Source organism: Bradyrhizobium tropiciagri (assembly GCF_001189845.1).
GTDB lineage: Bacteria > Pseudomonadota > Alphaproteobacteria > Rhizobiales > Xanthobacteraceae > Bradyrhizobium > Bradyrhizobium tropiciagri.
The window spans coordinates 18,411-43,159 of sequence record NZ_LFLZ01000014.1; the positions used below are offsets into that span (position 1 = coordinate 18,411).

A 24,749-nucleotide genomic window follows, 5' to 3' on the forward strand; every position below is an offset into this window, starting at 1 on the left:
ATCATGTGGTTGAGCACCGTCAACTCGGTCCCGAGGGCCCAGCTGCGTCGTCATTTCGAACCGAGTTTTCTCACATGCCCTCCAAGCCCATTCAACTGACCAACGACGCGACGTTCCTGATGTTGCGAAGGGCAATTGCAAACGTGGATGCAGGGATCGGTATTCAGTTGGGCGCGGCCGACATCGTGTCCGCCGCCAAACTGATCGAGGCGGAATACGCCGCCGTCCGCAACAAGGATGATCAGATCGAGCTTCGCGCGAGGCCGGCCTGAGTCAAATACATGAAGATGATCGATGACCTGTTGGAAGTCGCGCGTTAGTACCGAGCTTTCTTGATTCTTGGATTATCATCAATCGGCCGACGGTTTGTTTGCCTATTCATCGTTAGTTGCTCGCCGGAGATCGGTTTATGAGCAGCTTCTTTCGGAAGCCCTTTTTGCTCTTGTTGCGCTTTCAATGCTCAATGCGTTATGAGGGAGTTTATGCCCGGCGCTGCAACCATGCACCGGCGTCAGAACATGGCCGAATTCATCTGACGAAACCCAGCGGGTATGCGATGCGACTTCAAGCGTCGGGCTCGATTCACCCGTTGAGCTATGGCGAGGGCATTGAGACGTTGCGCTGGGCGAACTCCCTGGGAGCGCGGCCCCAGTCCACATGCTGCCCATGATATTCGTCAATATACGTGCGCCAGCGAGCCGCCTCTCGGAAGGGGAGGCCGTGCAATCTTATGAAGGCGCCATGCATAGCTGCTCTGACCGACTTGTCAGGCTCTGCGAAGAAACACCTCCTGCTCCAGGCCTGGCGGTCCAATGCTGGCTATGTAGTCCAATCCGCGGATGGTCAATGTTGTCTCCGGCCGAATTTCGTTCGGGAGCACACCATGCAGCCGCATTCCTTCCTTGAAGTCTTCGCTCGCCCACTGCTCACCATGCTCCCATCCTTGCGGAAGATACAACTCGAGTGCTGGCACCATAGGTTGCGATTGCGCCGGCTGGAACGCCGCGTCGGCCGTTGAATTCTCAAGATCCCATGATGACATCGAACTTGGCTGATTGACGCTGTCCGCCGGCGAATGGCCAGCGAACGCGAACATCTGCAGAAGCTCGGCAGTATCCAGGCTTTGGGTCGGCAGCCGCCCGGCTTGCTCGGCCTCGAGCCAAATGCTGTCGGGATCGACGTTCTGGTGCAGCGAGGGAACGGTCGCGCCGGGCTGATTGACGCTGTCCGTCGGCGAATGGCCGCCTGAAGCGATCATCTCCAGGAGCTTCGCCGTATCCAGACTCTCAGTGGGCAACAAGCCAGCCTGCTCCGCGCCCGACCAGATGTCCCCAGGATCGACAGCGTCCGACAGCCGGGGACCAACCGGATCCGGCTGAGTGACTTCGTCTTCTGGCGAATGGCCGGGAGAAGCGAGCATCCCCATAAGCTCCGCGGTATCGAGACTTTCGGTTGGCAGCTGATCAACCGGAGCCATATCGTCCTGACGCTCCGCCAAATTGTCGATCGTCTGCGAGAATGTCGGTTCGTCATCCAGGAGCCGCCGAAGCTCCTCCGGGTCGACACTTAAGATCGGCGAGCAGGCCAGAACATCATCTGCCAGCGCAGCTCCGTCCGCACCGGAAGTGCGCTCGGCGTTGCGGTATTCACGGATCATGCCGAGCCCGCGGATGAGGCTCTTATTGCTGGGAAACAGCTTATTTGCAAGCTCGAGGAGTGCGATGTGGCCTAGCTGATCAATCTCGAGGCTGCGGGCGGCGAGGGCCCCTGCAAACTTGAGGAGATTCTTGACGGAGGCTTCGACGGCTTTCCTGGGGCGTTTACTGACGGCAGCCGCGTCCTCGATGAGACTCTTGTCTTTCGCGGAGGGAGGATAATCGAGTGGGGTGCGCCTTTCCAGGATAGCTGGGTCACGATACTCGAGAAGCACCTCAAGCGCGGAGCTTATCTGCTCGTCGCCCTCGTGTGCTGCCTTGGCATGCGCAAGAAGCGCATGATGATCCAGCGCTGCAATTGTCAGTCCGCGGGCTTTTAGAGATTTCGCCAGCCTGTGAAAAGCCCTGTAATATGTCTCGATTCTGTTGGGTATCCACGTCCGACGCGCGGCAGCTGCCTGGACGGCGCCGTCGATCAGGCTTTCATCCTCTTCGGAGAGAAAGTATTGCCGCACTTGATCAGGCTCACGATACTTTCGCAGCGCGCTCAATGCCGAAAGCAAATGCGCGGGCTCACCAAGAGACACTCTCGCGTGCGAGACCAAGGCCTCGTGATCGAGCCCGCCAATTGTCTTGCCCTGAGTGCCGAGATCATTTCCCAGGATACGAAGCGATCGGCCGTATTCGTAGATGGTACTTTTCTGCAGACCACCGCCGACAAAGCGGGTGAAGTTGTCGATGAGAGTACGGTCAGTCTCGGACAGGTGCGGATAGATATCCGCCGAAGGCACGGCGGCGTTGACGGGAGAAGGCTCTTTTACGGAGGGAACAACATAGCGCCGGCGCGGGCCGTCAGGTGCATTGGGATTGCGATACCTATGAAGCGCTGTTAACGCAGGACCCATTGCTTTGTCACGCGCCATGAACTTGGCAGCGTGCGCTACCAGAGCGTCGTGGTCCAGTGCAGCAATCGTTTTGCCACGAGACCTCAGATCTTTTTGCAGTCTGAAAAGTACCTCAGTATATCCCCGCGCAGTGCGTTGGCTTAGATTCCGGCGCGTCCGCTCTGCCTGGACCGCGCGCTCGATGACGCTTTGGATATTCGCAGGCGGCTCGGGAGGCGGGGTCTGGCGTACAGCCTCGGTCGCCTCGTGAGGCTCGCCGGCGTTTGCCAATTGCCGCTCGAAGGCCTCCTGCGACGCCTCGCCTGCCTCACGATGTTCCGCGGCGGCCCGTTGCACCTGCATCAAAGCTGCCGGACTGGATGGGAAAGGATTGTCCACGCTCACCTCACTCCGCAGATGGTGGCAGAACAGCTACGCCGGCAAGCTTGCGAGAAGCTGACGGAGCCTTCCGCCCGGCCACAAAAAGTGGCGTACCGATCCTTGTATTTGGTTTTCGTGGACGGGGTGCTGCAATCACCCGCGCCAGCACATTAGATCGCGCGATGTGCAGCCCGGGTGTCCTCAATGCCGCGGAGGCAGCGGCGCATCGCATTCGCCGCGGATGGATTTTCGTCGACCGCAAGCGCCTGCTGAGAAACCCACTATCTGCTTTGCTGCACGCGAACCGTTGTAGAGTTATCGCAACTAAACTTAGGTTGGCATGGTAAAAGTGTCGTGGGAAGTTATCTTGCTCGAAGATCCGCAGAGCTACGACGCTTGAAACGATGAGCGCCTCAGTGAATAAAAAGCGAAATCATGTGAGGCAAACAATATCGCTGCAGGACCGCCTGGCTGCGTTTGCAAGGGATCTTGTGGAAATGGCGGCGAGCATGCCAGAAGGCGCGGAGCGGGATAGTCTGCTGAGGCGAGCCCGCACCGCGGAAATTGCAGCTGACATTGACGATTGGGTCTCCTCGGCTGAGGCTTCAGCCGCCGACGCCATAAGGTCCGGAGCCTCTCCTCCATCGAGGGCCTCGAGGGCCCCCGTATCCAGCTCGGGCTCCTCTACGTTCAGGAGCAAGGTTTGCCGGGCTCTGATCCCTTAAGCCAACTTGACCACAGGGCAGGGTAAGAGTCAGCTGCCCGTATCCGATGAGAATGAGGAACCGCCCCATGGCGCTCCCCAGATTGCAGAGCCTGTTCTTAACGCGCATTTTCTGGTTGCGCTGGAGCTTCGGCTCATGGTTGGCCCACCGCTCGAGCTGAAGCCTGGCTCATGGCTGCTACGGGAGGTCTGTTCGCCAAAAGACGCAAACGTATCACGAGGAGGGCTGCGTAAACGGCTTTGCCGACGGACAAGCCGATCCAGATACCAATGGCACCGAGGCCAGTTTTCAAGCCGAGCACGTAGCTGACGGAAAGACCGATCAGCCAGTAAGCGATGCCTGCGAAAAACAGCGGCACGCGCGTGTCCCCTAAGCCGCGCAGGCCACCGGCTGCAATGCTCTGAAGTGCATCAGTAATGAAGAAGCTCGCTCCGACAAGGATGAGAGCTGCAGTCAGCTTGATCGTGGCGTCCGCATTGCTGGCCGACTGGTCGACGAACAGCTCGGCGACTTCAAAGCGCGTGCCGACCACCGCAATCGTAGCGATCGCCGCGATCAGGACTCCAAGCAGCATGGCGGCAAAACCAGCCTGTCTGATACCTGATACATCGTTGCGGCCGAGTGCGTGTCCGATGCGCACGCTCACCGCCATTCCGATGCAAAACGGGATCATGAACAGGGCGGCTGCAACTTGGAATGCGATCTGATGGGCGGCAACCGCTGTAGTGCCGATCGCACCCATCAGGAGCGCCGTCGCAGAGAAAAGACCCGATTCCATGAAAATCGCGACCGAAATCGGCGTGCCGACCACGAGGAACTCCCGCATCAATGGCCAATCGAACCGCCAAAGATATCGGAGCACCTGGTAGTCGCGAAAAGGACGACAGCATGTAACGAACCAAATACCGGCCAGAAAGGTCCCACTGTTCACCAGGCTCGTCGCAAGGCCGGCTCCGAACAAGTCAAGCTGCGGCAAGCCGAATTTGCCGGTGATCAACAGATAGGCCAGCAGTGCGTTGGTCGGAATGGCCGCGAGCGTGATCCACAAGGCCGGCGCCGGGCGATCGACCGCTGCCATGAAACTGCGGATCGCCAAAAACCACAGCGCCGGCAAGATACCCCAGGTGAGCCCAAGCAGATATTGCTGAGCTAAGCGCGCGATAGCTGGCTCGTGGCCAAGCGCAAGCACGATTTGTTCGCCTCGCACCGGCAAAATCATGATCGGCGCCCATAGAACGAGTGCAATCCATAGCCCCATGCGCAGCGAGCTCCGTACCAGGGCTGGGTTTGCGCCGCCACGTGCTTGCGCCGCGAGCGGCCCTACTGCCGAGATCACGCCGGCTGCGAAGGTCAGGCCAACCGATAAGATCATACCGGCGAGCGCGGCGGCCGCGAGGGCCTCGGTGCCGATGTGGCCGATCCAGGCCAGATCCGTCGCCATCATCGCGATCTGTGCGAGCTGCGTGAGTGCGATCGGGGTCGCGAGTGTCGCTGTTGCGGCGAGTTCGCCACTGAGGTGGTGGCAAGCCCCCCATTTGGCCAATCGGTGAGGCCAGGATGATCGGTGCGTGGCGTCCCCAGTCTTTCTCATCGAATGCCGCCGCTCCGGATTGCGCACTTCAGCCAATTGACCCGCTGATGCGAAATTCGCGCGATCACGGTCGCGTCATCGGCACTCTCATTGCTGATAGCATATTCTCAATCGATGACGCCCCGCTCAAAAATGGTGAGAGCGTTTTGGCCGGCAAGGAAAGCAGTCGCTGTTATGAGCGTTGTGCTTGCGACGTCGGCTGTCTCGCTTCAGACGCCGCTTGTCTCAACCGCAACGACAGAACGTTTGCAGCGAGTGAATGCCGCGAGAGGCGCATCATTCCCCAATAGAAAACTTTCAAGCGGATTTGGCATGTTGGTTGCTTGAAAGATGCGAGAAGATGATGCGGCCATGATGTTTCTCGAGCAACACATTCGGGTTTTCAGATGAAGCTTTCCGGATTCGGCCAATGTCAGAAGTCTCTGCAGGTGCGCTCCACAGCGCGCGCTCCTGCATGGCGACGTTTGTTACCTTCAGGTCGCGTTTCGAACGGTCACCATCCAATCCCTCCAATGAGCACGGCTTGAGCTCTTCTATCGGTCATCTCGGGCGAGCAGCCGTTCACTTGAAGCTGAGCGACAACGACGCATCGGGGCTTGCGCTGGCAGATGATTGAGCTGATGCAGGATGATTGGGATCCTGAGCAATTATTCAGGCAACGGGACGAGCTCAGGATCAAGTTGCTTCGTGCCCAATCGGTCATAGCCGAATGTACGGCAGAATTGGCGGAGCTTGAGCGGAGGCTTGACTGTCTATCAGTGTCGGCGCCAACCGATGAACGCCAGCAGAAATCTGCGGCAGACACTGCGGCGCGTAAGGCGCGGCCGCGCAAATCTTAGAGCGTCAATGATCCTGTCGACCCGCTGGCTGCCACGTTCACGAGTCAATCCTGGGACCGCTAAATGCAACGGACGTTCGTGAACCCGGAGGCTCAAAGCCTTCAATATCTATCGTGTTGCGAACCGACTGCCGAATGGATGTCAAGATGCGGCTCTTCTATCGGCTTCGTTTTTTGTTGTTCGCGGTGCTTTGGCCGGCGGACGCGCTTTTGATTGGTCACGCTGACAGAGGACGTATCGTCCGCGGTTCCGACGGGACACCATGTTTCCGGATAGGGCGCTCACGCGGAGGTGTTCAATCTCTTTGTCAGAGAGCTAAGCCAGAGTGCTTAATCGGCCGTGATCGCTCGCCAAGATCAAGGCACGTCACGCCCGCGTGATCGGGGAAGCTGACCAGCCTCATTTGGCTCCCCCTGGATGTTGATGAGAGTTGCTTGACTATGTTCCTCAGGGGCCTCGAGCAGGGGCTGATAATGGCAATCAACCTGAGCTCGCGGATGCTAAAAAGATGGTTCGAGGAACGTCGAAAGCCATATGCGGACAGCGATTTCGTCAGCTTCTCGAAAGCTTGTACGAATACGAACTAACGTGGATAGGCTTCGAGGTGAGGTTTGTGCGTGGACTCGCATGATTTCGACGCGTCTGGTTCTGCAGTTTCAGCACCGGTGCAGAACGCCGATCTGGAAGAGCAGCAAGCTCGCGCCGAACAAGACGCGTTTGAGCAACAGCTAGATGCAGCGCGGATGGCCGATAGCGGCCGCCTTCAGCGGCATCCCGGCCGCAAACCGCCGGCCAATGTGTCTGGTACGGATCGCGATTACATTCGGGCCATGATGGAGGGCGTCAGCAAGCGCCGAAAGCTGTCACACGCGTCGACTGAGAAGTATACTCAGATGCTCTTCAAGGTGGCAGCTTACCTGGGCGAGAGGGGCCAATCGCTCGAAGGAAGTGATAACAAGACGTTGAGTGAGCTTTCTGAGAGGGTGTTCAAGAAGAACAAGCATGTAGGTATTGCAGTGCAGGCTCTCCAGGAGCAGCGTGGCGGGGTTGGAAAGCGTAAACGTGGCGCGCCTGCTGGGCGCATACGTCGCGCGTCTTCGGCGACCGCCGGGCGTAGACCTGTTGCCCCAACCGAGGCTGATGCTCCGCTTATCGAAAGCATTATAGAAGAAGGTGTCAATACAAAGCATTGGGCGCCGCCTACCGTCCAGCACCATCGCACGACGCTTCGCAAACTGTCGAACAGTCTGGGGGCCCGCGGCGAGACCATTGCTGGAACGAGCGATGCTGCCTTGCCCAAATTTATTGAACAAGTCTTTCCGAAGAACTGGAAGAGAATGACCGGTTCGCTCTGTGCGCTCCGCGAGCATCGAGGAGGGGGAGAAGCTCTCAAGGGCGGGTCTTCCGCATTGGACGGCGTTGAGCGGGCCGAAAGCATGGCCGCCGCCGGCTCGTCAAGCTCCGATGTCATCCCCGAGAAACTTTATCAGCTGCTGGATAATGATGTCGACGAGTGGTCCCTCGTAGCCGAGGCTCCCGAACTTCTGAGGATGGAGCAGGAGCTGCGCGAGCATATTGCGGGCGGACCCGACGATGAATCGACCTCGCTGCCGCTTCCCGTCCGGGGCGAAGAATTGACATCCGATCCAGAGGATCCCACCGCGCGGCTGGCAAAGCGAAGACGCGTGCCGAATGCTCAATTCCCGCACTCGCCGATCACCGTTGACGCAGGGCGGTTCACCCCGAGCCTCCCGCAGTTGGTTCCGGCGGAGCGCTCGCAACTGGATGAGCCGGTTCAGTTCGATCCGGATCCGTTCGCCGACGACGCCGCAGGCCCAATAGATCCGGCGGCGTTTATTTTCGCGCCCCTTCCGCTTTCACCGGGAGAGCTGTCGCGACTGTTAGATGGTGAACCCATGCCGCCACAGCCAAATCAACTCGCCGACGAGCGAGCAGGCGCCGTCGATACAGAAGCTTCTGTCATCGCTCGACCGCCGCTTTCTCCTGGCGAGCTCTGGCGTCTGCTGGGCGATGACCCGATGCCGTCTGTACCGGATCAATTCGCAGTCCCGATCGATCCAGATGTCTTCAATTTCCCTTCCCTGCCGCGTTCTCCGGACGAACTTGGTCGACTGCTCGATGATGCGCCCGCAGCCAGCAGAGCAGACCAGTTCACCGGCCGGTCGCCGAACCTTGTCGCCGGCTCCGACAGTATCGACTTCGAATACATGCCGTTCTCACCAGGCGAGCTCCGCGGGCTGCTGGATGATGACCCCGCGTCGATTGGTATAAATCGCTCAGTCGGCAATTTGCCGGTCCCGGCGGATCCAGATAGGTTCATATTCAACGAAGAGCAGATACCACCAGGAGAGCTTCGGCGATTGCTTGACGATGAGCCGGCATCCCCAGCCATGCATCAACCGCCTCGCCGCTTGCCAAGCGACTATTAGACCAAACGAGGGATCGCCGCAGAGCCCTGAGTTTGCTCTGGCGGCCGATTTAATTTGCGGCGACCCACGGCACGTCTAGCCGTTATCGAGCGTATCACCTTGGCTTTCAGCCCGCTTTGCTTCGATCGCCATGGCTCAACTGGATTGCTTTTTGCGCACAGTACTCCTGGAGCTTTAGTTGAAGATGCATTTGTAGCGCAGAGTATGTTCCCTGTCGGCACGTGATCAGCTCTCAGTTCATGACTGAAGACGTCGATGGCGGATTGCAGGCTGATTTTGTAAGTCTTCCTACCTAAGCCGCAGGTGTGACCCGCGCGCAAGCCTCTCTCAGCTATGAGCTGATCGGCGAGATCGCGTGCCCCTTGCAGGGCCGTTCATCGCCCCTTGCAGCAATGCTGCTGCGCGCGCGTAAAACTCTATGCAGCCTCTGCGTCTTATAAATGTCATCTTGCGCGGCGAGTGAGGCGAGCCGCGGCGGATCGGTTCGCGTGCGCAAGACAGTTAGGCCGCATCGATCCACGCGGCAAAGAGACGAGGTCGATGACACAGCCTTTTCGAGCATGCAGTCTGTTATCCATCATTGCCTGCATCATTCTCTGTCCGGCCGCCAACGCGCAAGATCGTCGCATCGTTACCGAACCTATTGCACCACAGACAGTGTGCGACAGGCCCGTGCCGTCCGGCAAGCAAGATACGGCCACCTTGCAAGATGCCATCGACCAATGTCCGTCGGGGGCCGCCGTATATTTAGGGCGGGGCGAGTTCCGGTCGGGTCCGCTCGAAATGAAATCGGGCGTGACGTTATGGATTGGACGAGGCGCCACGCTCATCGCCATCCCCCAACCAGCTGCTTACGATAAGGGCCGCGGACAGTGTGGTCGCATCTCCGGCAAGGGCGATGGTTGCCGGCCGTTCATCAGCTTTTCCAAAACCCGTGGCGGCGGTATCTACGGGGACGGCATCATCGATGGTCAGGGCGGTGCAGCCATGGTCGGGAGCGCCGAAAGCTGGTGGCAACTGGCCCGCCGCGCCCAAGTCGAGGGCGGCAACCAAAACGCCCCGCGCTTGATCCAGATCGATCATGCGCAAGACATCACGTTCACGGGTGTCAACTTGCGCAATGCACCCAATTTTCATATCGCGATGAACCGGGTCGAAGGTGCCACTTTTTGGGGCCTCACGATCGATGCCCCAGCGGACGCCCGCAATACCGACGGTATCGACCCTGGCGCGAGCCAGGATGTGACCATCACCCGCAGCTTCATCCGAACGGGAGACGACAACGTCGCTATCAAGGCCGGCGATAATGGCTCAAGCAGCCATATCTCCATCATTGATAACTATTTCGGCTGGGGGCACGGCATGTCGATCGGCAGCGAGGTGAATTCCGGGGCCAGCGACATACTGGTGCGTAATCTGACGCTGGATGGAACGACGTCTGGTCTGCGCATCAAGAGCGATGTCAGTCGAGGTGGCCTGGTCGAGCGCGTGACTTATGAAAACGTGTGCCTGAGGGGCAACCGCTGGCCGCTGGCGTTCGATGCGAAATACGATCCGCGCGCGCAGGGCTCGAGGATTCCGGTCTATCGGCAGATTGTTCTGCGCCATGTGCGGGGCGACGATGGCGCACTGGTGATGCGCGGCGTAGACGAGCGGCATGTCCTTGACGTGAAACTCGAGGATGTCCGATTTGCCAGTTCCGCGATCTGGCAGCTCGAACATGCAAAGGTGACCGCCGATCACTCTGACGTGTCGCCGCCGCTGCCGGGGCAAGCTGCAGAGACGTTGTCGCGCGGATCGGACACTTGTTCTAGGGCATTCCGAGACACTAACCGCTAGGCGCTACGACTCCGGCGTCGGCAGGGGAGAGCCCGCATCGATAGGCTTGAACTGGCGAGATTGCGGAAGGTGAGCCTGATGGCCCGCGCCCGTTGCGCGATTGGTTTGCAAGGGCTGACATCGCGAGAGCTACGCTCAGGTTCTGGTTCGGCGAGGAAGGGCGCGGCGGCGCGTTACATCGACCGCATCGGACGCGCCGCAAACGCCACCAAGGGGAAGATCAAATGCGAATGTTCCTGACGTCCGCCGCGCTTCTGGCTGGATGTTTCTGCATCCCGGCAGCATACGCCGAGGCAATATCGGTGTCGCATGCCGCAAACGCGGACTATCGCTCCGTGCAGGAAGCCGTCGACGCGTTGCCGGCGCAAGGCGGGGAAATTCGGATCGCGCCGGGGACCTATCGCGAGAAGGTCAAAACCTCCAAATCCGGTATTCATATCGTAGGGACTGGCGGCAAACCGGAGGATACGGTCATTGTGTATGGCGACGGCGCAATCAATGCGGGAGGAACCGCGCGTTCGGCTACACTGAATGCCGCTGGCGATGACGTCCGGATCGAAAATCTGACCATCCAGAACGACTACGCGCTCAATCCAACCAATCCCCCATCGCAAGGAGTAGCGCTGTCCGTTACGGGAGACAGGGACGTCATTACGCGCGTCCGCCTGCTCGGCGCCCAGGACACGCTGTTTGCCGGCAAGGAGCCGAACGGCCGAATGTCACGACAATACTTCTCGGAGTGCTACATCGAGGGGCATGTCGATTTCATATTCGGCAACGCCAAGGCCTACTTCCGGAACTGTGAGTTGCATGGCATCGCCAATCAGGCCGTCGTGTATACTGCCCAGAGCAAAGAGACGCCGGAGGAGGACAGTGCTTACGTCTTCGATCATTGTAGGCTGACTGCCGAGCCCGCTGCGCGCTACGTTGCGCTTGGCCGGCCTTGGCGTCCGTATGCCACTGTGGTTTTCCTGTCGACGAAGATAGATGTACCCATCATCGCGGAAGGCTGGCGTGAATGGGATCCGGGCAAGACCAACGCGTTGAGGACGAGCTATTATGCTGAATACAAATCCTCAGGAATCGGGGCCAATCCCTCTGGCCGCGAGCCTCACTCCCATCAACTGACGGATCGCGAAGCTGTGAGATGGTCATTGAAGGTGTTCTTCGGGGGTGCCACAAATTGGCTGCCGAGCGAGCCGTCGGAATGAAACAGGAGTCGAGCAACGCCGAAATCTGGATCGGCGCTCCGCCGTCTGGTTCTACGCTTGCCGCGCAAGGCTCTCGGCCGATGACCGACGCCATCAGGCAGGAATTAAGCCTCCTGCAGCCAAAGCCCGCTTCACAGCTTCAGGCCGTGGTCGTTGAGCACCTTGTCTCTCAGGGCGCCCTTGATCTCGCGGGCAATTTCCTTGCGAACCGCGGCACCCAACTCTCGCTTCGCGTCCTCGACAAGGTCAGATCCGACCCCGATCAAACCTTTGTCGGTGAGCTGTTGCTGCAGCCGGCTGGCGAACTCCGTCCCCATTGCAGCAATGAGCTCGTCGTGCGCCGTGGCATGGTCTTTGGGTACGATGTGACGCACAACGTCGTCCCAAGGTTGCCAGTCCACCGCCAAATAGTCGGCGAATTCCGCCGCCTCCTTGTCCCGCACGGATGTCTCTGCGCTATCAACGTCAGCGTCGGTGACGCCGGAGACTTCAAAGAAGCGCATGTCCGGCGCGACGTGTTGCAATCCCAGCCGCTCGCGGAGTTTATTTTGATAAGCAAGAAAGACCTCAATGGCGTCGATGCCTTCGACGTTGTTGCCCGAACTTAGCGAGCGAACCTTCTCGCGCGCAATTTTCTCCAGCGCGTCCAGGCGGAACATGACCCGCCCCAGATCAATGAGATCGGGAAGCCGGGCCTTGTTGTTATAGGCGCCATTCTCGACGTCTGCGATGAGGCGTGCGGTCTGCATGCCGTTCCAAGTCAAAGTTCTGCGATCCTCGCAGCTCTGGTTGGCGTCCAGGGCCAGTTGAAAGTAGCGCTTGCACAATTGCGGGTCTTTCGCCGCCTGCCTCAGATCATTGGCGACCGACTGGCGGAATTCTTCATTACCAGAGTTCACGGAGTCGGACAGTTTGCCAAGGAAGAGCGCGTATTCCCGGGCGCCCGGCTCTTCAGCCAGGCTCTGCCAAGTTGCCAGCACCTCTCGATCAGCCTCCTGTGGATTGCCGCGGAGCCAGTCTGCTACCTTTTCGATGAGAGCATCGGCCCGCTCATCGTCCGTCCCGGACGACTCACTCTCGTCATCGCGCGAAAGGTAGACGGTCGGACCGACATAGCCGTTGGCGCTAAGGACTGTATCCAGATTCGCGAGCACCTGCTCGGGCAAGGGATTTTCAGTCAGAATTATCCCGCCATCAGCGCCAATCTGCGTCAGCAGGTCCTCGGGCAAACTCGTCAACTGGTTTTGGCTGGCATCGAGAAACTCCAGTGAAGCAGGGAGGACCTCCGGCAAACGCGTGAGTTGGTTTCCGCTGACGTCGAGATACTCGAGCGTGGCTGGAAGGACCTCCGGCAGATTCGTCAACTGATTGTGGCTGGCGTAGAGAAACCGGAGCGAAGCAGGGAGGACCTCGGGCAAATCTAACAATTGATTGTGGCTGAGGTCGAAAAACTCCAGCGCAGCCGGTAGGACCTCAGGCAAGCTCGTCAGCCGGTTGGAGCTCGCGTTGAGGCCTCTGAGCTCGGTTGGAAGCGCAGGCAGGCTGGTCAGTTGATTGGCACTGACGTTTAGACGTCGGAGCGAAGCAGGGAGGTTATCGGGCAGACTCGTAAGCCGGTTGAAGGGAATATCGAGCACGACGATATCATCCGGAAGCCTGGGCAAACCAGTCAGGAAAAGCGATTCGAGATCCAGTGTGGGGGCCTCACCCCGAGCATTCACTCGCCTGACCGCTTCTTCGCGATCCTCAAGCGGGCCCACCTCCGGTTCAGCAGCCCAATTCTCAAGCGCCTGATCCTCGTTAGCCTCCGCATGATCTGAATCTGCAGCTGCATAGCCCGCCGCTATTCCCTGCCACTGCGCCGCGGCCTCGTTTTGCCGGCCCTCTTGTTCGGAAGATGCGGAAGGCATGCCGCCGTGGCGTTGAATCTGTCCTGCCTCAAAAGGATCCATCCTACTCCCCCTAAGGACTGAGCAGACTCAGTCCACGACTACGCATTTTAGAGCCTAAGGCATTTAGCTTTCGATAAGCTGACAGAGCCTGTCGACGGTGATAACGATGGCAACGCAGCTGTCGGCACCATCGTCGCTACAACGATTGGAACGGTGGCGGATAAGCAAGGCGGTAGCGGCTTCGCTATAGAGCGCAACGACGACCAGCAGAGCCTTTTCGGTCGAGTAGCGAGAAATGAAGGGCGGCGGGCGATCCGAAGGGCCGAGTTCACGCCGACATTCTCAGATGCCTAGGCTGTGCTGCCGAACTGGTCATTGCGAAGCTTGAGCGGTTCACACGTAAGCTGGATTGCTTTGCTCACCCCGTGGCAAACGAGCGACCCTGAGGGTTGCAGCGATACCCGTCAGCTAATCGACAGGTAAGCCTGCTAACGGCAGAACGTTGCCCGTAAACGGTCCTGCCGGACTTATCTGGTCAACGAAATGGCCGCAAAACTCGCAGCAGTATCGATCGATTTGCCGCGCTAGAGTTTCGGCCAATCGTCATGGCCGAAAAGCGATCGGAGGCAGAGCCCAATGAGCGATCGGATGTCTCGCGCTGACAGTTATCGATCCGCAATCCTGACGTAGCGTGAGATTTGCATTTCGCATTGGTTCTGTTAGGTGGGACAGGTCGGGGGGCCACCTAAGGGAACCATGATCGAATGAAAAAATTGGTGTTTGTGACTGCCGTCGTGCTCGCAGCGGCGGTGCCGACTTTCGTCGCTGAGGCCGCCGGACCGGCGGACATCAATGAGCAGGTCGTGAATGACTCAGATATTTGCAGCGCTAGCCCGGCGATGGCTTGGGTCTGCCGAATCTTTGATTGCTTAACCACCCCCGGGTGCAGATTGAACTAACAATAAACAGAAAATGAGGTCAATTTCCCAGTACGCTGCTTGAGGGCCACAGCAGTCCCATTCTCTTCGCGTAGAGATACACTGTCAGATGATGCGGGCGCGCCATTTTCAGTGTCTGCTCATCGTCGGTTCCGCTCGAGCGATTCAGGGCGTCGCTGACGAAGGGCGTGAGGGTAGATTTTGGGCAAGCATCAAGTTCCGAATGCGGCCCTCACCCCATGCGTAGAATTCTGCGCCCATCCGGATGCTTTCGACAACCATGTGCGCGTTGTCATCCGCGAAATGGCGGAATAACGTCTGATTGCGCCTTGCTGGCAACCCAACGCGGACGCTGGCCAATGACCATCGCGTAGCCGATGGCCTCAAACTCAGCGGCCGTGAAGAAAGGCGTCTTAAAGGTGAGAGGGCCCTATCCTGCCGATGTCGGAGGCCGTGATGGAGTGCCTACCGGTGCCGGCGGCCCTCTCGCTCTTCAGTGTGAAAGCCGGAGCAGCTTATTCCGAGCGGAACTAGAAATTCGGCTCGAAGCGCTCGGATACGCTGTCGACCATGAGGCAGAGCATCCGCGCAGGCTTATGTTCCACAAAATGGCGTTCGAGCCGTTAGCGGCTGGTGCCCTTCAGATCTCGCGTCCCAGGAGGCGGATATTCATTTCGAGGTCACGGTCCAGTTGTTGAAATTGAAATTCATCCCCCCGGGAGAGGAGGTGATCTCGACGCCGTATTGCACGCTACCGACGTTTATGTCGCCGAAATAGCCCGTCGACTTGATCCACTGCAGGATACTCTTGATGTCCACTGTCCCGCTGTTGGTCTTCGAAGTGCACAGGAGTGAGATGACTTTGTGACCATTGAAGCCTTCAAACACGTTCCAAGTCGCCCCGCCTGCATTGATATTGCGGTAAACCGGGATCGCCGCCCCGGAAGAGTCATAGTGATATGAAATCGGCTTTACGTTGCCGCTGCCGTCTGGGTTTCCGGTGTAGTTTGTCCAGAGCATAATCTCCTGCTGTTTTGAGCTGTCCCAGATATCGTAGGCGACGTCCCAAGCGCCACCAGCAGGAACAACCTGGTTGAAGCTTGAGCTTAGAGTGTTGATTGAACTGAGCGGTTTCCCGATATTGAACGACTCGTGCGGATAGCTCTTGATGCCTTTCGAATTAGGCTGGTTCGACCACACGCTCCACCGGTTGGCTTCATGCACTGAAATCGTCTGTGGCCCAGCGCCATCCCCCCATACGTCGTTGTTCCAGGAATATCCATTGCGTGAGAAGTTCCCGTACGGAGCATTCGAACTCCAAATCGGAGTCTTTGCCGATACAGGCGCGGCGGACGATGACCTGACTTGATTCACAGTCTGGCTAAATAATTCATGATTTTCCTGTGTGCTGACGTCCCAATTTTGGGACCCGTGCGAGAAGGCACCGTTTATCCGATTGGAATCCATGGGGCTCTCCTTGCTCTTGTAAGCGACAAAGCCTCTTGCCGATCGGCTCATCGCCTACCTAGGTTCGCGACCAAGCTCAGTTATGGCCAGCATTTGCGTCTGCAGACCACGTTCGAATGTAGGAAGGTTAGCTTTCGAGAAGCTGACGAGAAGCGCGGCACTGAGGTTTTGAATCGTTGAAATCGGCCTGATTTGGCTGAGGGGCTTGGATACCGGCGTATGTCGACGCTGAACGAGCTCGCACCGACGTCCTGGCGGCCGGTGCTGAAGCGGGCGCGCGGGCATTTGTTCAGCGGTGAGGTCGGCGGGGAGAGCATCTCCTGGTCGATTGGCACCAAGGGATTGGACGATAGAGACGCAAAGTCGGTAAGGCGACAAGCCCTGTGACATTGCTTTGTCCTCGTCCATCGCGGTAGCTATCGAACTCACCCGAGCCATCCGGCTGAATGCTCTCCTGGGCGCGCGTGCTCGGCATGGAGGCATGTGGCCGCACTCGCAAGAATAGCGCGGTGTCGGTGTTGGCCATCAGCGGTAACGAATAGGAGATTGCGCGCTCCGCTAGCCGAAGCTAGACTAGGCTATCACCAAGCACCACTGAGCCTCGATAAGCCAAGTGACCTTCTAGTCGATCTGAACGCGATACCCATCAGTCCCTTTCCTCGTCAGAGGCGAAGGTCGATCACATATGCATGTCAGCGCGATTGTATCCGGAGTCTTACGGGGCATTAAATGCTAATTTTCTCTCGAAATTTGCGCACAATCGATAGGCCAGGATTTTGCGCACCCTTCTTGGGGCTAGGGCTTGTGTGAACCCGTGCCTACTTAAGTCGGACGGGGACGCAGCGCACGTATAGCGGTTATCGAGTGACATTCGCGCTGTGCAACCGCCTGCTTCGCAAGCTTGAGAAGCAGGCGGTATTCTTGATTCTGGAATGGAGAAATGATGGACGCGGGGCAGGCACAGTGGAATGCAGGTTCTTCCTCGGGGCTTTCCGAAGGGGCGGACCAGGAAAGCTACCTCGGCGGCTTCAACCGCGCCGTGGCGAATTTGGTCGAAACCGTGACGGGCTATCGGACCGCGGCTTCCGCGCGCGCGCAGATGCTGGACAATTGGGTTGTCGAAGAGGGGCAGGGCGAAGCTGAGAATCGGCGGCAGGGGCGCACACGAATCAGGAATACGGAGAACACAGGCTCGCGCTCGCTCGACTTATCGTGGCTCTCGCTGACCACTCTGCCCAGCGCCCTGCCGCCAAGGTTGCTGGAACTGCGCGCCAGGCACAACGAGCTAAGCAGCCTGCCCGCCATGTTCCCACCCGCCCTCCAGCGTCTTCTCATCAGCCATAACCGCTTGACCAGTTTGCCGGACGATCTTCCGGCGACCCTCTCTGAGCTGGAGGTCGCCGACAATAGATTGACCAGCCTGCCGGTAAATCTTCCGGTCGGACTCGAGATCCTGAACGCGAACGACAACCAGCTAACCAGCCTGCCGGACGCTCTCCCGAGCGGGCTCACCTCGCTCGCGCTCGGTGGCAATCAGTTGACCGATCTGCCCGAGTCCCTCCCGTCGCGGCTCATTGAACTCAATGTGAGCAGCAATCAATTGGCCAACCTGCCTGAACCACTTCCGAGCACACTCCAATCGCTCAATGTCAGCGGTAACCGGCTGACCAGCCTGCCTGAAGGTCTTCTAGAGGCTCTTATACCGATGAATAGCCTCTACTACCCGCATATGGAGAGCCTCGAGTTCGGGGATAACCCGCTGCCGGACGCCGTTCTCGCTTATCTGGCGGCGGCTGAAGCGCTACCGCAGCTTGCACAGCATTCCCTGCATGAGGCTGCCGCACACTGGCTCGCAGACGATCCGGTCGCGCTGGCCGAATGGCAGCACTTCGCGGATGAGCCCGGCGCCCAGGACTACGCACAGTTCCTGGAGAGGCTACGAGCACTGTAAACTACGGCAATGACGCGTTTCGGCAGCAAGTGGCTGATGATCTGCGGCAGGCGGCCGCCAATGCGGGATTGCGCGAGCAGTACTTTGCACAGGCTTCCGAGGCTAACACCAGCTGCGAGGATCGTGTTACGTTGCACTGGAACGGTACGCAGACGGCGCGCATCACCGCTGACGTTAAGACCGGGCTATATGACAACCGGCTTGGCGAGCTGATCCAGTGCGGCCGTCTCGCGTTTCGCGTGGAGGCGCTGGACGACATCGCGCGCGACAGGGTCAAATCGCTTGCTAGCGGCAACCCGAACGTAGACGACGTCGAAGTCTACCTGGCCTATCAACATCGGCTGCGCGAGCCGTTGGAGCTTAGTCACGTCGCCCCTGACATGCGCTTCTTGGCGGTCTCTCACGTAAGCGAGGATGATGCGACGAAGGCGCTGGACCTGGTCCGGAAGCGCGAAGCAAGCGAGTTCACCGACTTCATGGCAAGCCGCTGGCAACCCTGGGAGACGGTGCTCAAGCGCATCGCTCCGGACGAACATGCCGCGATGCAAGACCGGGTGCTCGAAGCCATGGGCCAGGAGTTTCAAAGCCGCCTCGGTCAGCGACTGGCCGAGCATGGTCTGCTGGGCGACGCGGATGCCGAGCGGGTGCTCGGAGCGCAAGTCCGAAACGAGATCGCAGGCGAGATCAAACGCGAGGTCATGGACCGTGTGCTCGCACAGCGTGGCTTCGAACTATGAGGCTCCCAACCCGCCGCAGAGCTGTTTATCATTGCTCTGCGGCGGTACGTAAGGATCGATCGTGAAGCCTCGCCCATCGCTGCGGACGTGCTTTTGCACCTTGGAAAGTGCGCTGCCGTCGATCTTGGCCCTTCGGTCTTGCCGAGCGGCAAAAATTCCGCGCGCGAGGCGAGAGTGTATCTAGGTCCGGCCGAAATCCGCTATGGGACGAGAGCTCCGTCGGTCGAAAAGCTGTTGAGGAGACCAAGGCGCGCAGCGGTGAAATCATCAGTTCCGAAGACGCTGCCGCAGCCAACAAGCTCGGTTTGACGAGGCAGCTAACTGTTCGGCTGGTCTATTTGACTTCGGGTGCTTGCGAGCTCCATCTTGGCAAGCAAGTCGTGGAGTTCAAGCATGCACCGCGTCGGCAGCTTACGATGGCCAAGCCGTCGTGCAGGTGAGGTCGTCCGGGCGCGCTCCAGTGGGGCGGTCTCGGTACTGCACGGGAAGCCTTACGGTTCCTCAGGCAAAAACTGGGCCCGATTGAAGTGAGCGAAGTCTACCGAATCTTCATTGCCGACTTGGCTTGCAAGGCCTAATCCGCGAACTGTGGGCTGGATAAATCTTAAACCTATCTGATCCCGAGAGGAGCTCGGCGTTACTGTTGCGAGGACGGCCTGCATATCCTCTGGAGAAAAATATTTGGATCGTTTGAACCTGAACGCACTCGTTGCCACTGGCGATAGCATCTCGTCTTCAAGGGCGGAACGTCCCCTTCGAAGGGCATTCGGCGAAGTCCGCCGTTTTCCGGACGACGTGGATCTCACATACAGCATTCGAACAATGGCTCCGGACTGGTGAAACAGGCTAGGATGATTCGGTCCCTCAGAATCGCAGTGAAGCAAAGTGGAACTTCAACGCGCGAGAATGCCTCCCGGTCTGCGTCGAGGAAAAGACGTTGTGCGTCATCAATGAGCGCCTGCAACAGGACAAGCTCAGCGCCAAAGTTGATGCCAAGGACGACAAGATACTCGTCACGTATTATCTGTCGGAGACTGGTAGAGGCTGTGTGAGCCCGGCCGTGATGTTTGAATTCGGCGCACGATCGACAGGCGATCATTGTTATATCCGTCGACCAATTCTCGGCCGGCGAAGAGGTTCGGCAAAACTGGAGCGACCCCGTCCTGTCGTCAGGCGGGTGACGATACGAAGCCGGTGTTGCGCGCAGCAATATCCTGATCTCGTCAGCTTTTGGAAAGGTTGCGGCTACAACAATCAGATAATCTGACCCTTGCTGAACGAACTGCTAGCTGGCCGTAATCCAGGAAGTGCGGATCGTTGCAGGGTCCATGCAAACATGAGGAGAGCAGGATGGATCCGGTCGACCCATTCTTCGATTCAGGAGCCTGGATGCGCGAGTACGCCGCCCTTCAGGGGCGGACTGGGCAGCGAGCGGGTAGCCCAAGCGAGCAGGGTGACTTTGAAGGGCGGCTGCAGGACTTGACCCTCGTTCCGTCTGATCAAAGGAATTCGACTTCGCCTGATCGGCCTCCCGCAGCAGGTGGTCGAGCAGTGCGGAGGGACGATTTCGGCGGTTCGATGCGGGCGCCGCCGCGCTCCACTTCTAGGGAGAGTGCGCTAGGCGGCACGCGCCGGAGCGTAGACATTCCCAGCTTTCAGCTTCCCGCTTCGTCGCAAGTGCCGCAGTCTAGTTTGCGAGATGATCTGTTCAACAGCACACGTTACAGCTTTCCGGACGCAGAGTCTGCCGCGTCGGCCAAGAGCGGAAAAAGCCGCGGATTATGGTCACGCTTCAAGTCGGGACTTGGCAAGGCCCTTGGCGGGAGCAGCAGCGGAAAGTCGTCGCGAGACGCGGGGCAATCTGACGTCATTTCGACGAATCTACGAATTGATCACGCCAGGCAGCCGGGCCGGACGCGTGGGGTCTCTCGGGCCGATGAGGAGCTCATTGAGGATTTCCGAAACAGGGCGGCGGGTAATCTCAGCGACGGCACGATCAAGAACGCGGCAGCCGATTTGCGCCATTTGAGCGCGCGCCTGAGCGACGCCGGCAGGCCCTCGATTGCCGATCGAATTCGCCGCGAACTGGAGAATGCGCAGCTGGAAAATCCCGATGTGGAAAACCACCAGCTGGAAGCGGAGCTCGACGAGGACGTCGACGCCTACGCAAAGGACCGCGGCAGGCGCATCAAGGCGGCCCTGAAGAAGCTTCGTGAAGTCGGCGCCGGAAACACCTTGGCGGCCGATGTCCGCCGACTGGCCCCTCGTGCTGAGGACGCAAGCTTCATCCGCATGTGGGCGGCGGCGGAAAAGGCAACCGGCAGGATCGATCCCAAGACGATCGATAGGCAAACTCGCCGCATGTTCAGACTGAGTGAGTGGCTGCAGACGCACGACAGACAGCCGATCGCTGACCGACTGTCTACCCCTGGGCTCGCTCAAGACGTCGAGGAATACAAGCAAGAAACCAAGGACAGCAAGATCAACGCTGATCTGCTCAGGCTTGGACTCTACCAGCAAATCCTCGAGGCGAACAGGGCATTGGGATTGCCGCCTCCTGAGGACCTAGGTCAACCTTCTGCGGAAGCTGCTCGGCAGGCCCATTCGCCACAGGAGCTTCCCGCAACGCCAGCCACGCCGAGCGCTGGGGCCTGGGGGTGGCTTGGTGAGCAGATCCACGGGCCCGCCTCACCAATGCCAGCGCCGCACTGGGCCGCGCAGGCTCATCCGCCATTCGAGCTTCCTGCCACCCCGAGCCAGGGAGCTTGGGCATGGCTTGGGCAACAGATGCAAGAACCTGCATCGCCTTCGTCCGTGAGGCCTCGATCGTCAAACATCTACGGCGGTCTCGAGTCCTTCGTTGATCTGGATCCACCCACACCGCACGACTTGCGCGACGATGCGCGCTCTGCGCCAGCACCTGAATTAGCGGCCGCTTCGTCGTTCGCGGGCCCACCGGGGGCCCCTTCGGAGCCGCGGGATATAGGAGCGATCGTTGGGGTGGATTGGCGCCACGGTTCCCAGGCGGCGTCAGACGTGTTGATCGATGTGTTGGGCAACATCAATCTGCTGCCAAACCAGTTCGGGCCAAGTCAATTTGCGATTAATGGGGAGCGCTATTCGGCGACATTTGGACCGGGCGGTCGCAGGGATATTCGCCTGATCCATCACCCGCGGGTTGGCGGGATGAACGAAGCCGGGCCATCCCGGCCGCTGCATCGCCCACCGCCAATCGTAAGCGCAAGACGACCCGGGGAAGGCGCAGTCGATCTTGGCTATCTGATCCGGGGCGGCTGGGAGCATAGGGAGCGGTTCCTGCCGGCTTACCTCGTGCGCGTTTTGGAAGGCGAGCGCATCATGCCCGGTCCCCGCCGGCCGACCTATTTCGAGATCCGCGGGATGCCTTACAGGGGCGAGCTGGTGGAAAGCGAAGGACGCCAGCGCGTTCGCGTCTATCCCGAACCTCGGTGAAGAAACAAGTTGGCTGCAATTCCAGATGCTCGTCGGGCAGCTCGCGCAAGGCGTTCCATCACGCGGCGATTGACCGGCCATGCGCCCAATTGATGCAGATCGCAGAGGTGAGGCGTGAGTACGCCTGTCTTCATGAGGGCGTCTTTCGGAAAGTAAGTATCTAGGTGAATAACCAGAGACTGGTGGTTCCTTAGGTCAGTCGTTTGGCCACGGCGGCGGAGATCATTCGCCAGTCGACAAAGTGCCTGAGTATAAAGCTTGACCGTGTTCGGTTGTAGTCCTTCTGAGCCTTATATTGAGCAATAGCCCTGTCGATAAGGTCGCGGTCTTCAGCAGATAGATGGGGATAGGAGCCTCCAGCGCCGACGGACGCAGGTTCGGACTGCCTTGTCTCAGCCAAGTGCTGCTCAAAGCCTTCTTGTCCGGCTTGGCTCGTCTGCGGCTCTTGCGAGACGTCGTGCTGCACCTGCGGCCAAGCGGTTAGACGGGGCAAAATCTTGCGGGTCCACGCTAACCTCTCCTCCATGATCACCTGAGCAGGTCTGCCTGGTCGGGCAAGCTTTCGAAAACCTGACGTGGTTAAGGTTCCGTGGTGGGCAGTTATTCGCGCGGACAAGCTCGCAAATGACGGCGTTCGGTATCGGCCTCTTCTCGATAATCCCCTCGATCGTCCCTACAGACCTAACGACGTCCATTTTGCGTGATCACTTACAGCTGGTGTCCGCTTTACATCCGGTGTAACCGGCTCATCAAACGCAGATGCAGGACCGATCCTGCAAGCAGATCGCAGAGTTCCGGCCCAGGGGCACGCGAAGTTACAGCAGAACGACGCTTGCCATAATCAGAAGAATACCAGCGTAGACACCAGCAGATTGAGGGCGTGCTCCGTCTGAAGCGTATGCGTGACGCTTGTCGGGTTGTGGATGTATGACAGTCCGGCGCTTGCATAGATACCCGGAGCGAGATGGGCAGTATATGTGCCCGTGATCGCTAGGGTATCGCGATGCGCAAGCTGACCTTTAGCCAAGGCCGCATCCACGGCGAATTTGCTCCAGGTCGTGTTGCTGGCGACAAGTGCAATCAGATCCTGGGGGCGACAATCAAACGGCCCTTTCGTGTAAAGACGAAGCTCGTAATACTGGCTGATCCTGTTGAGGTCAGGCGGAGCTCCCATGATAGAGAATCCGCCATAGAGTCCGCGAGACGGCGACCTGACGGCATCAGTTTGCCAGAATTGCCGGTCCGCAGCGATGTAATGGAAATTGTTGCCGCTCACTCGCTGTTGATCCGGGTCCGCCAAATTCTTGTAGCGGCTGGTGTTGAAACCAGCGCCGGCCCGCAGCCATGTGTCGGGCGATCCAGGAGCGGCCTTGCTCCTGTAGCCGATTTCATCGATGAGAAGCGTGCCCGCATTGGCCGTGCTCCAGTCCACGCCTGCGGGATTCTCCCTTATCTCGGCATAGGGACCATCCGGGCTGATCGAACGCTGCACTGAAATCTTGTTGTAAAAACGATCATCAAAATTGTACTTCAGGTTGACCGCCGGCGTGGGCGCAGCATTGGTGCTTACCCCTGCCTGGATCAAGGCGAACATGTTCGATCCGGTCATCCCTCCGAACAATGTGCCGGTAAACTCATTCTGGTTTCTCAGGTAACCAAATTTGAGTTCGAGCTTCCTGTCGAGAAAAGTCTGGTAATAGGCGAGCGTGTTGAGCCCCACTCTGTCAGGCCCCGGGCGATCCCACGTCCAGTATTGCTGCTCGGCTCCGACGACAATCTGGCCATCGGGAATGCCAAATCGGCTGATATCGTACGTGACGATCAAGAAGTTCGCCGAAGCGAAGGTCGGGTTCTGGCCCATGTAAAGCTGGTTTGCGATTGGACTTCTCGCTGCATTTGGCAGCTGATTGTCTACAAACGTGTTGTGTGTCCAGCCGATATAACCAATGCCGACATCAGCCAGCGCGGACCTAACGCCGCCATTCTCCTGATCAATCGTATCTGCAGGACCAGGTATCGCGAGCCACAATCCTTTTTCACGCAGATTGTCGTACCTGGCGAAGGGAGCGATTGGTTTTTGCGTTCGCGTATGAGCAGATCTATCCACATAGTTGCGCCTTTCGGCAGGCATGTCGGCACGTGCCGCTGACCGTGGATGCGGAGGCTGGACTACTTGACGTATCACACCGGTCCGCGACTTTGTCGCCGGAATGGAAGCTTGTCTTCTTTTGCTGGCCTGATCCACAGTGTCGTTTCCGGAATCGAACTCGTCACCGGTTTGTGCCAGCGCGGAGTTGCCGAACAGGCAAGCCGCCAGCGAAACTGCGACAGCACGTCTATATCGTTTGCCGGTAGGCCGAAACGTGAAAGCAGATGCCAAGGCGGCCGAAGACGTTCGAAACGATGTCGCCGCAAGAAACCAATCACGCATGCGCTCTTCAGATCCGTGTCAGCCAGTCATGATTGCTAAGAACTCCGGCCTGATTGGCCGAGAGTGGCATCTCAACATTTTCGCTCCCGAGGAGGGAGCAGATGAGCTGCTCCGCGATTCACTTGCGCATCAGGCCGGGGCGCCGAAAAAGAGCAGCGCGCCTTGGTGTGGCGAAAGGCTGAGACCCTCGGTCTCACCTTCTGACAATAGCCTCGCTGCTCGCCGTGCGACAGAGTGGGCTGGCGTTGGGGGGCCTTGCTGGAAGAATCCTTCACTGACGATGTGGC

At 58.8% G+C, this 24,749-nt stretch carries 14 protein-coding genes and 1 pseudogene; 9 read left to right on the forward strand and 6 right to left on the reverse strand.

The window, feature by feature from the left end; translation table 11 throughout:
• Positions 1 to 74 precede the first annotated feature (74 nt).
• Positions 75 to 272, forward strand: a complete 198-nt coding sequence (locus tag AKN84_RS14030) for a hypothetical protein (RefSeq protein WP_050421293.1) — start codon at positions 75 to 77, stop codon at positions 270 to 272.
• Between the two features lie 494 nt (positions 273 to 766).
• On the opposite strand, the gene AKN84_RS14035 is transcribed toward AKN84_RS14030, so the two are convergent.
• From AKN84_RS14035 to AKN84_RS45235, 3 genes are all read right to left on the reverse strand, one after another.
• Positions 767 to 2,938, reverse strand: coding sequence for a hypothetical protein (locus tag AKN84_RS14035; RefSeq protein ID WP_128970775.1), 2,172 nt, complete (start codon positions 2,936 to 2,938; stop codon positions 767 to 769).
• 840 nt (positions 2,939 to 3,778) lie between these two features.
• Entirely contained in the window at positions 3,779 to 5,188 is a 1,410-nt protein-coding gene (locus AKN84_RS14040; RefSeq protein WP_050421295.1) for an MATE family efflux transporter, read from the reverse strand.
• A 345-nt stretch (positions 5,189 to 5,533) separates the two neighbouring features.
• On the reverse strand, positions 5,534 to 5,740 hold the full coding sequence (locus tag AKN84_RS45235) for a hypothetical protein (RefSeq protein WP_128970777.1): 207 nt from the start codon (positions 5,738 to 5,740) through the stop codon (positions 5,534 to 5,536).
• A gap of 952 nt (positions 5,741 to 6,692) precedes the next feature.
• Here AKN84_RS45235 and AKN84_RS14050 point away from each other — a divergent pair.
• From AKN84_RS14050 to AKN84_RS14060, 3 genes are all read left to right on the forward strand, one after another.
• On the forward strand, positions 6,693 to 8,525 hold the full coding sequence (locus AKN84_RS14050) for a hypothetical protein (protein ID WP_128970778.1): 1,833 nt from the start codon (positions 6,693 to 6,695) through the stop codon (positions 8,523 to 8,525).
• A gap of 540 nt (positions 8,526 to 9,065) precedes the next feature.
• Positions 9,066 to 10,364, forward strand: coding sequence for a glycoside hydrolase family 28 protein (locus AKN84_RS14055; protein ID WP_050421297.1), 1,299 nt, complete (start codon positions 9,066 to 9,068; stop codon positions 10,362 to 10,364).
• Positions 10,365 to 10,588: 224 nt separating this feature from the next.
• Positions 10,589 to 11,575, forward strand: a complete 987-nt coding sequence (locus AKN84_RS14060; RefSeq protein ID WP_050421298.1) for a pectinesterase family protein — start codon at positions 10,589 to 10,591, stop codon at positions 11,573 to 11,575.
• Between the two features lie 131 nt (positions 11,576 to 11,706).
• Here the strand turns inward: AKN84_RS14060 and AKN84_RS14065 are convergent, their stop codons facing one another.
• Positions 11,707 to 13,527 carry an NEL-type E3 ubiquitin ligase domain-containing protein gene (locus tag AKN84_RS14065; protein WP_050421299.1) on the reverse strand — a complete coding sequence of 607 codons (1,821 nt, stop codon included), beginning with the start codon at positions 13,525 to 13,527 and terminating at the stop codon, positions 11,707 to 11,709.
• 1,547 nt (positions 13,528 to 15,074) lie between these two features.
• The gene (locus tag AKN84_RS14075) at positions 15,075 to 15,872 is read right to left on the reverse strand and encodes a glycoside hydrolase family 12 protein (protein WP_050421367.1); all 798 of its coding nucleotides are present in this window, start codon (positions 15,870 to 15,872) and stop codon (positions 15,075 to 15,077) included.
• 219 nt (positions 15,873 to 16,091) lie between these two features.
• On the opposite strand from AKN84_RS14075, the gene AKN84_RS47315 reads away from it, so the two are divergent.
• The 5 genes and pseudogenes from AKN84_RS47315 (at position 16,092) to AKN84_RS14090 (ending at position 22,031) form a co-directional block, all read left to right on the forward strand.
• Positions 16,092 to 16,259, forward strand: coding sequence for a hypothetical protein (locus tag AKN84_RS47315; RefSeq protein WP_157863297.1), 168 nt, complete (start codon positions 16,092 to 16,094; stop codon positions 16,257 to 16,259).
• A gap of 553 nt (positions 16,260 to 16,812) precedes the next feature.
• Positions 16,813 to 17,823, forward strand: coding sequence for a leucine-rich repeat domain-containing protein (locus tag AKN84_RS48970; RefSeq protein WP_244485089.1), 1,011 nt, complete (start codon positions 16,813 to 16,815; stop codon positions 17,821 to 17,823).
• Positions 17,824 to 17,852: 29 nt separating this feature from the next.
• A complete protein-coding gene (locus tag AKN84_RS48975; protein WP_244485090.1) occupies positions 17,853 to 18,560 on the forward strand; it encodes an NEL-type E3 ubiquitin ligase domain-containing protein in 708 nt (235 codons plus the stop codon).
• Positions 18,561 to 18,581: 21 nt separating this feature from the next.
• A pseudogene (locus AKN84_RS50675) lies at positions 18,582 to 19,178 on the forward strand (DUF6088 family protein).
• 1,074 nt (positions 19,179 to 20,252) lie between these two features.
• A complete protein-coding gene (locus AKN84_RS14090) occupies positions 20,253 to 22,031 on the forward strand; it encodes a hypothetical protein (protein WP_244485092.1) in 1,779 nt (592 codons plus the stop codon).
• An 841-nt stretch (positions 22,032 to 22,872) separates the two neighbouring features.
• On the opposite strand, the gene AKN84_RS45255 is transcribed toward AKN84_RS14090, so the two are convergent.
• Positions 22,873 to 24,462, reverse strand: a complete 1,590-nt coding sequence (locus AKN84_RS45255; RefSeq protein WP_128970779.1) for a carbohydrate porin — start codon at positions 24,460 to 24,462, stop codon at positions 22,873 to 22,875.
• Between the last annotated feature and the right edge of the window lie 287 nt (positions 24,463 to 24,749).

Coding starts and splice junctions, on each gene's coding strand:
- AKN84_RS14075 (WP_050421367.1), bottom strand. CDS start 15,872: ATGGATTCCAATCGGATAAACGGTGCCTTCTCGCACGGGTCCCAAAAT.
- AKN84_RS14060 (WP_050421298.1), top strand. CDS start 10,589: ATGCGAATGTTCCTGACGTCCGCCGCGCTTCTGGCTGGATGTTTCTGC.
- AKN84_RS14030 (WP_050421293.1), top strand. CDS start 75: ATGCCCTCCAAGCCCATTCAACTGACCAACGACGCGACGTTCCTGATG.
- AKN84_RS14055 (WP_050421297.1), top strand. CDS start 9,066: ATGACACAGCCTTTTCGAGCATGCAGTCTGTTATCCATCATTGCCTGC.
- AKN84_RS45255 (WP_128970779.1), bottom strand. CDS start 24,462: ATGCGTGATTGGTTTCTTGCGGCGACATCGTTTCGAACGTCTTCGGCC.
- AKN84_RS14065 (WP_050421299.1), bottom strand. CDS start 13,527: ATGGATCCTTTTGAGGCAGGACAGATTCAACGCCACGGCGGCATGCCT.
- AKN84_RS47315 (WP_157863297.1), top strand. CDS start 16,092: ATGTCGACGCTGAACGAGCTCGCACCGACGTCCTGGCGGCCGGTGCTG.
- AKN84_RS48970 (WP_244485089.1), top strand. CDS start 16,813: ATGATGGACGCGGGGCAGGCACAGTGGAATGCAGGTTCTTCCTCGGGG.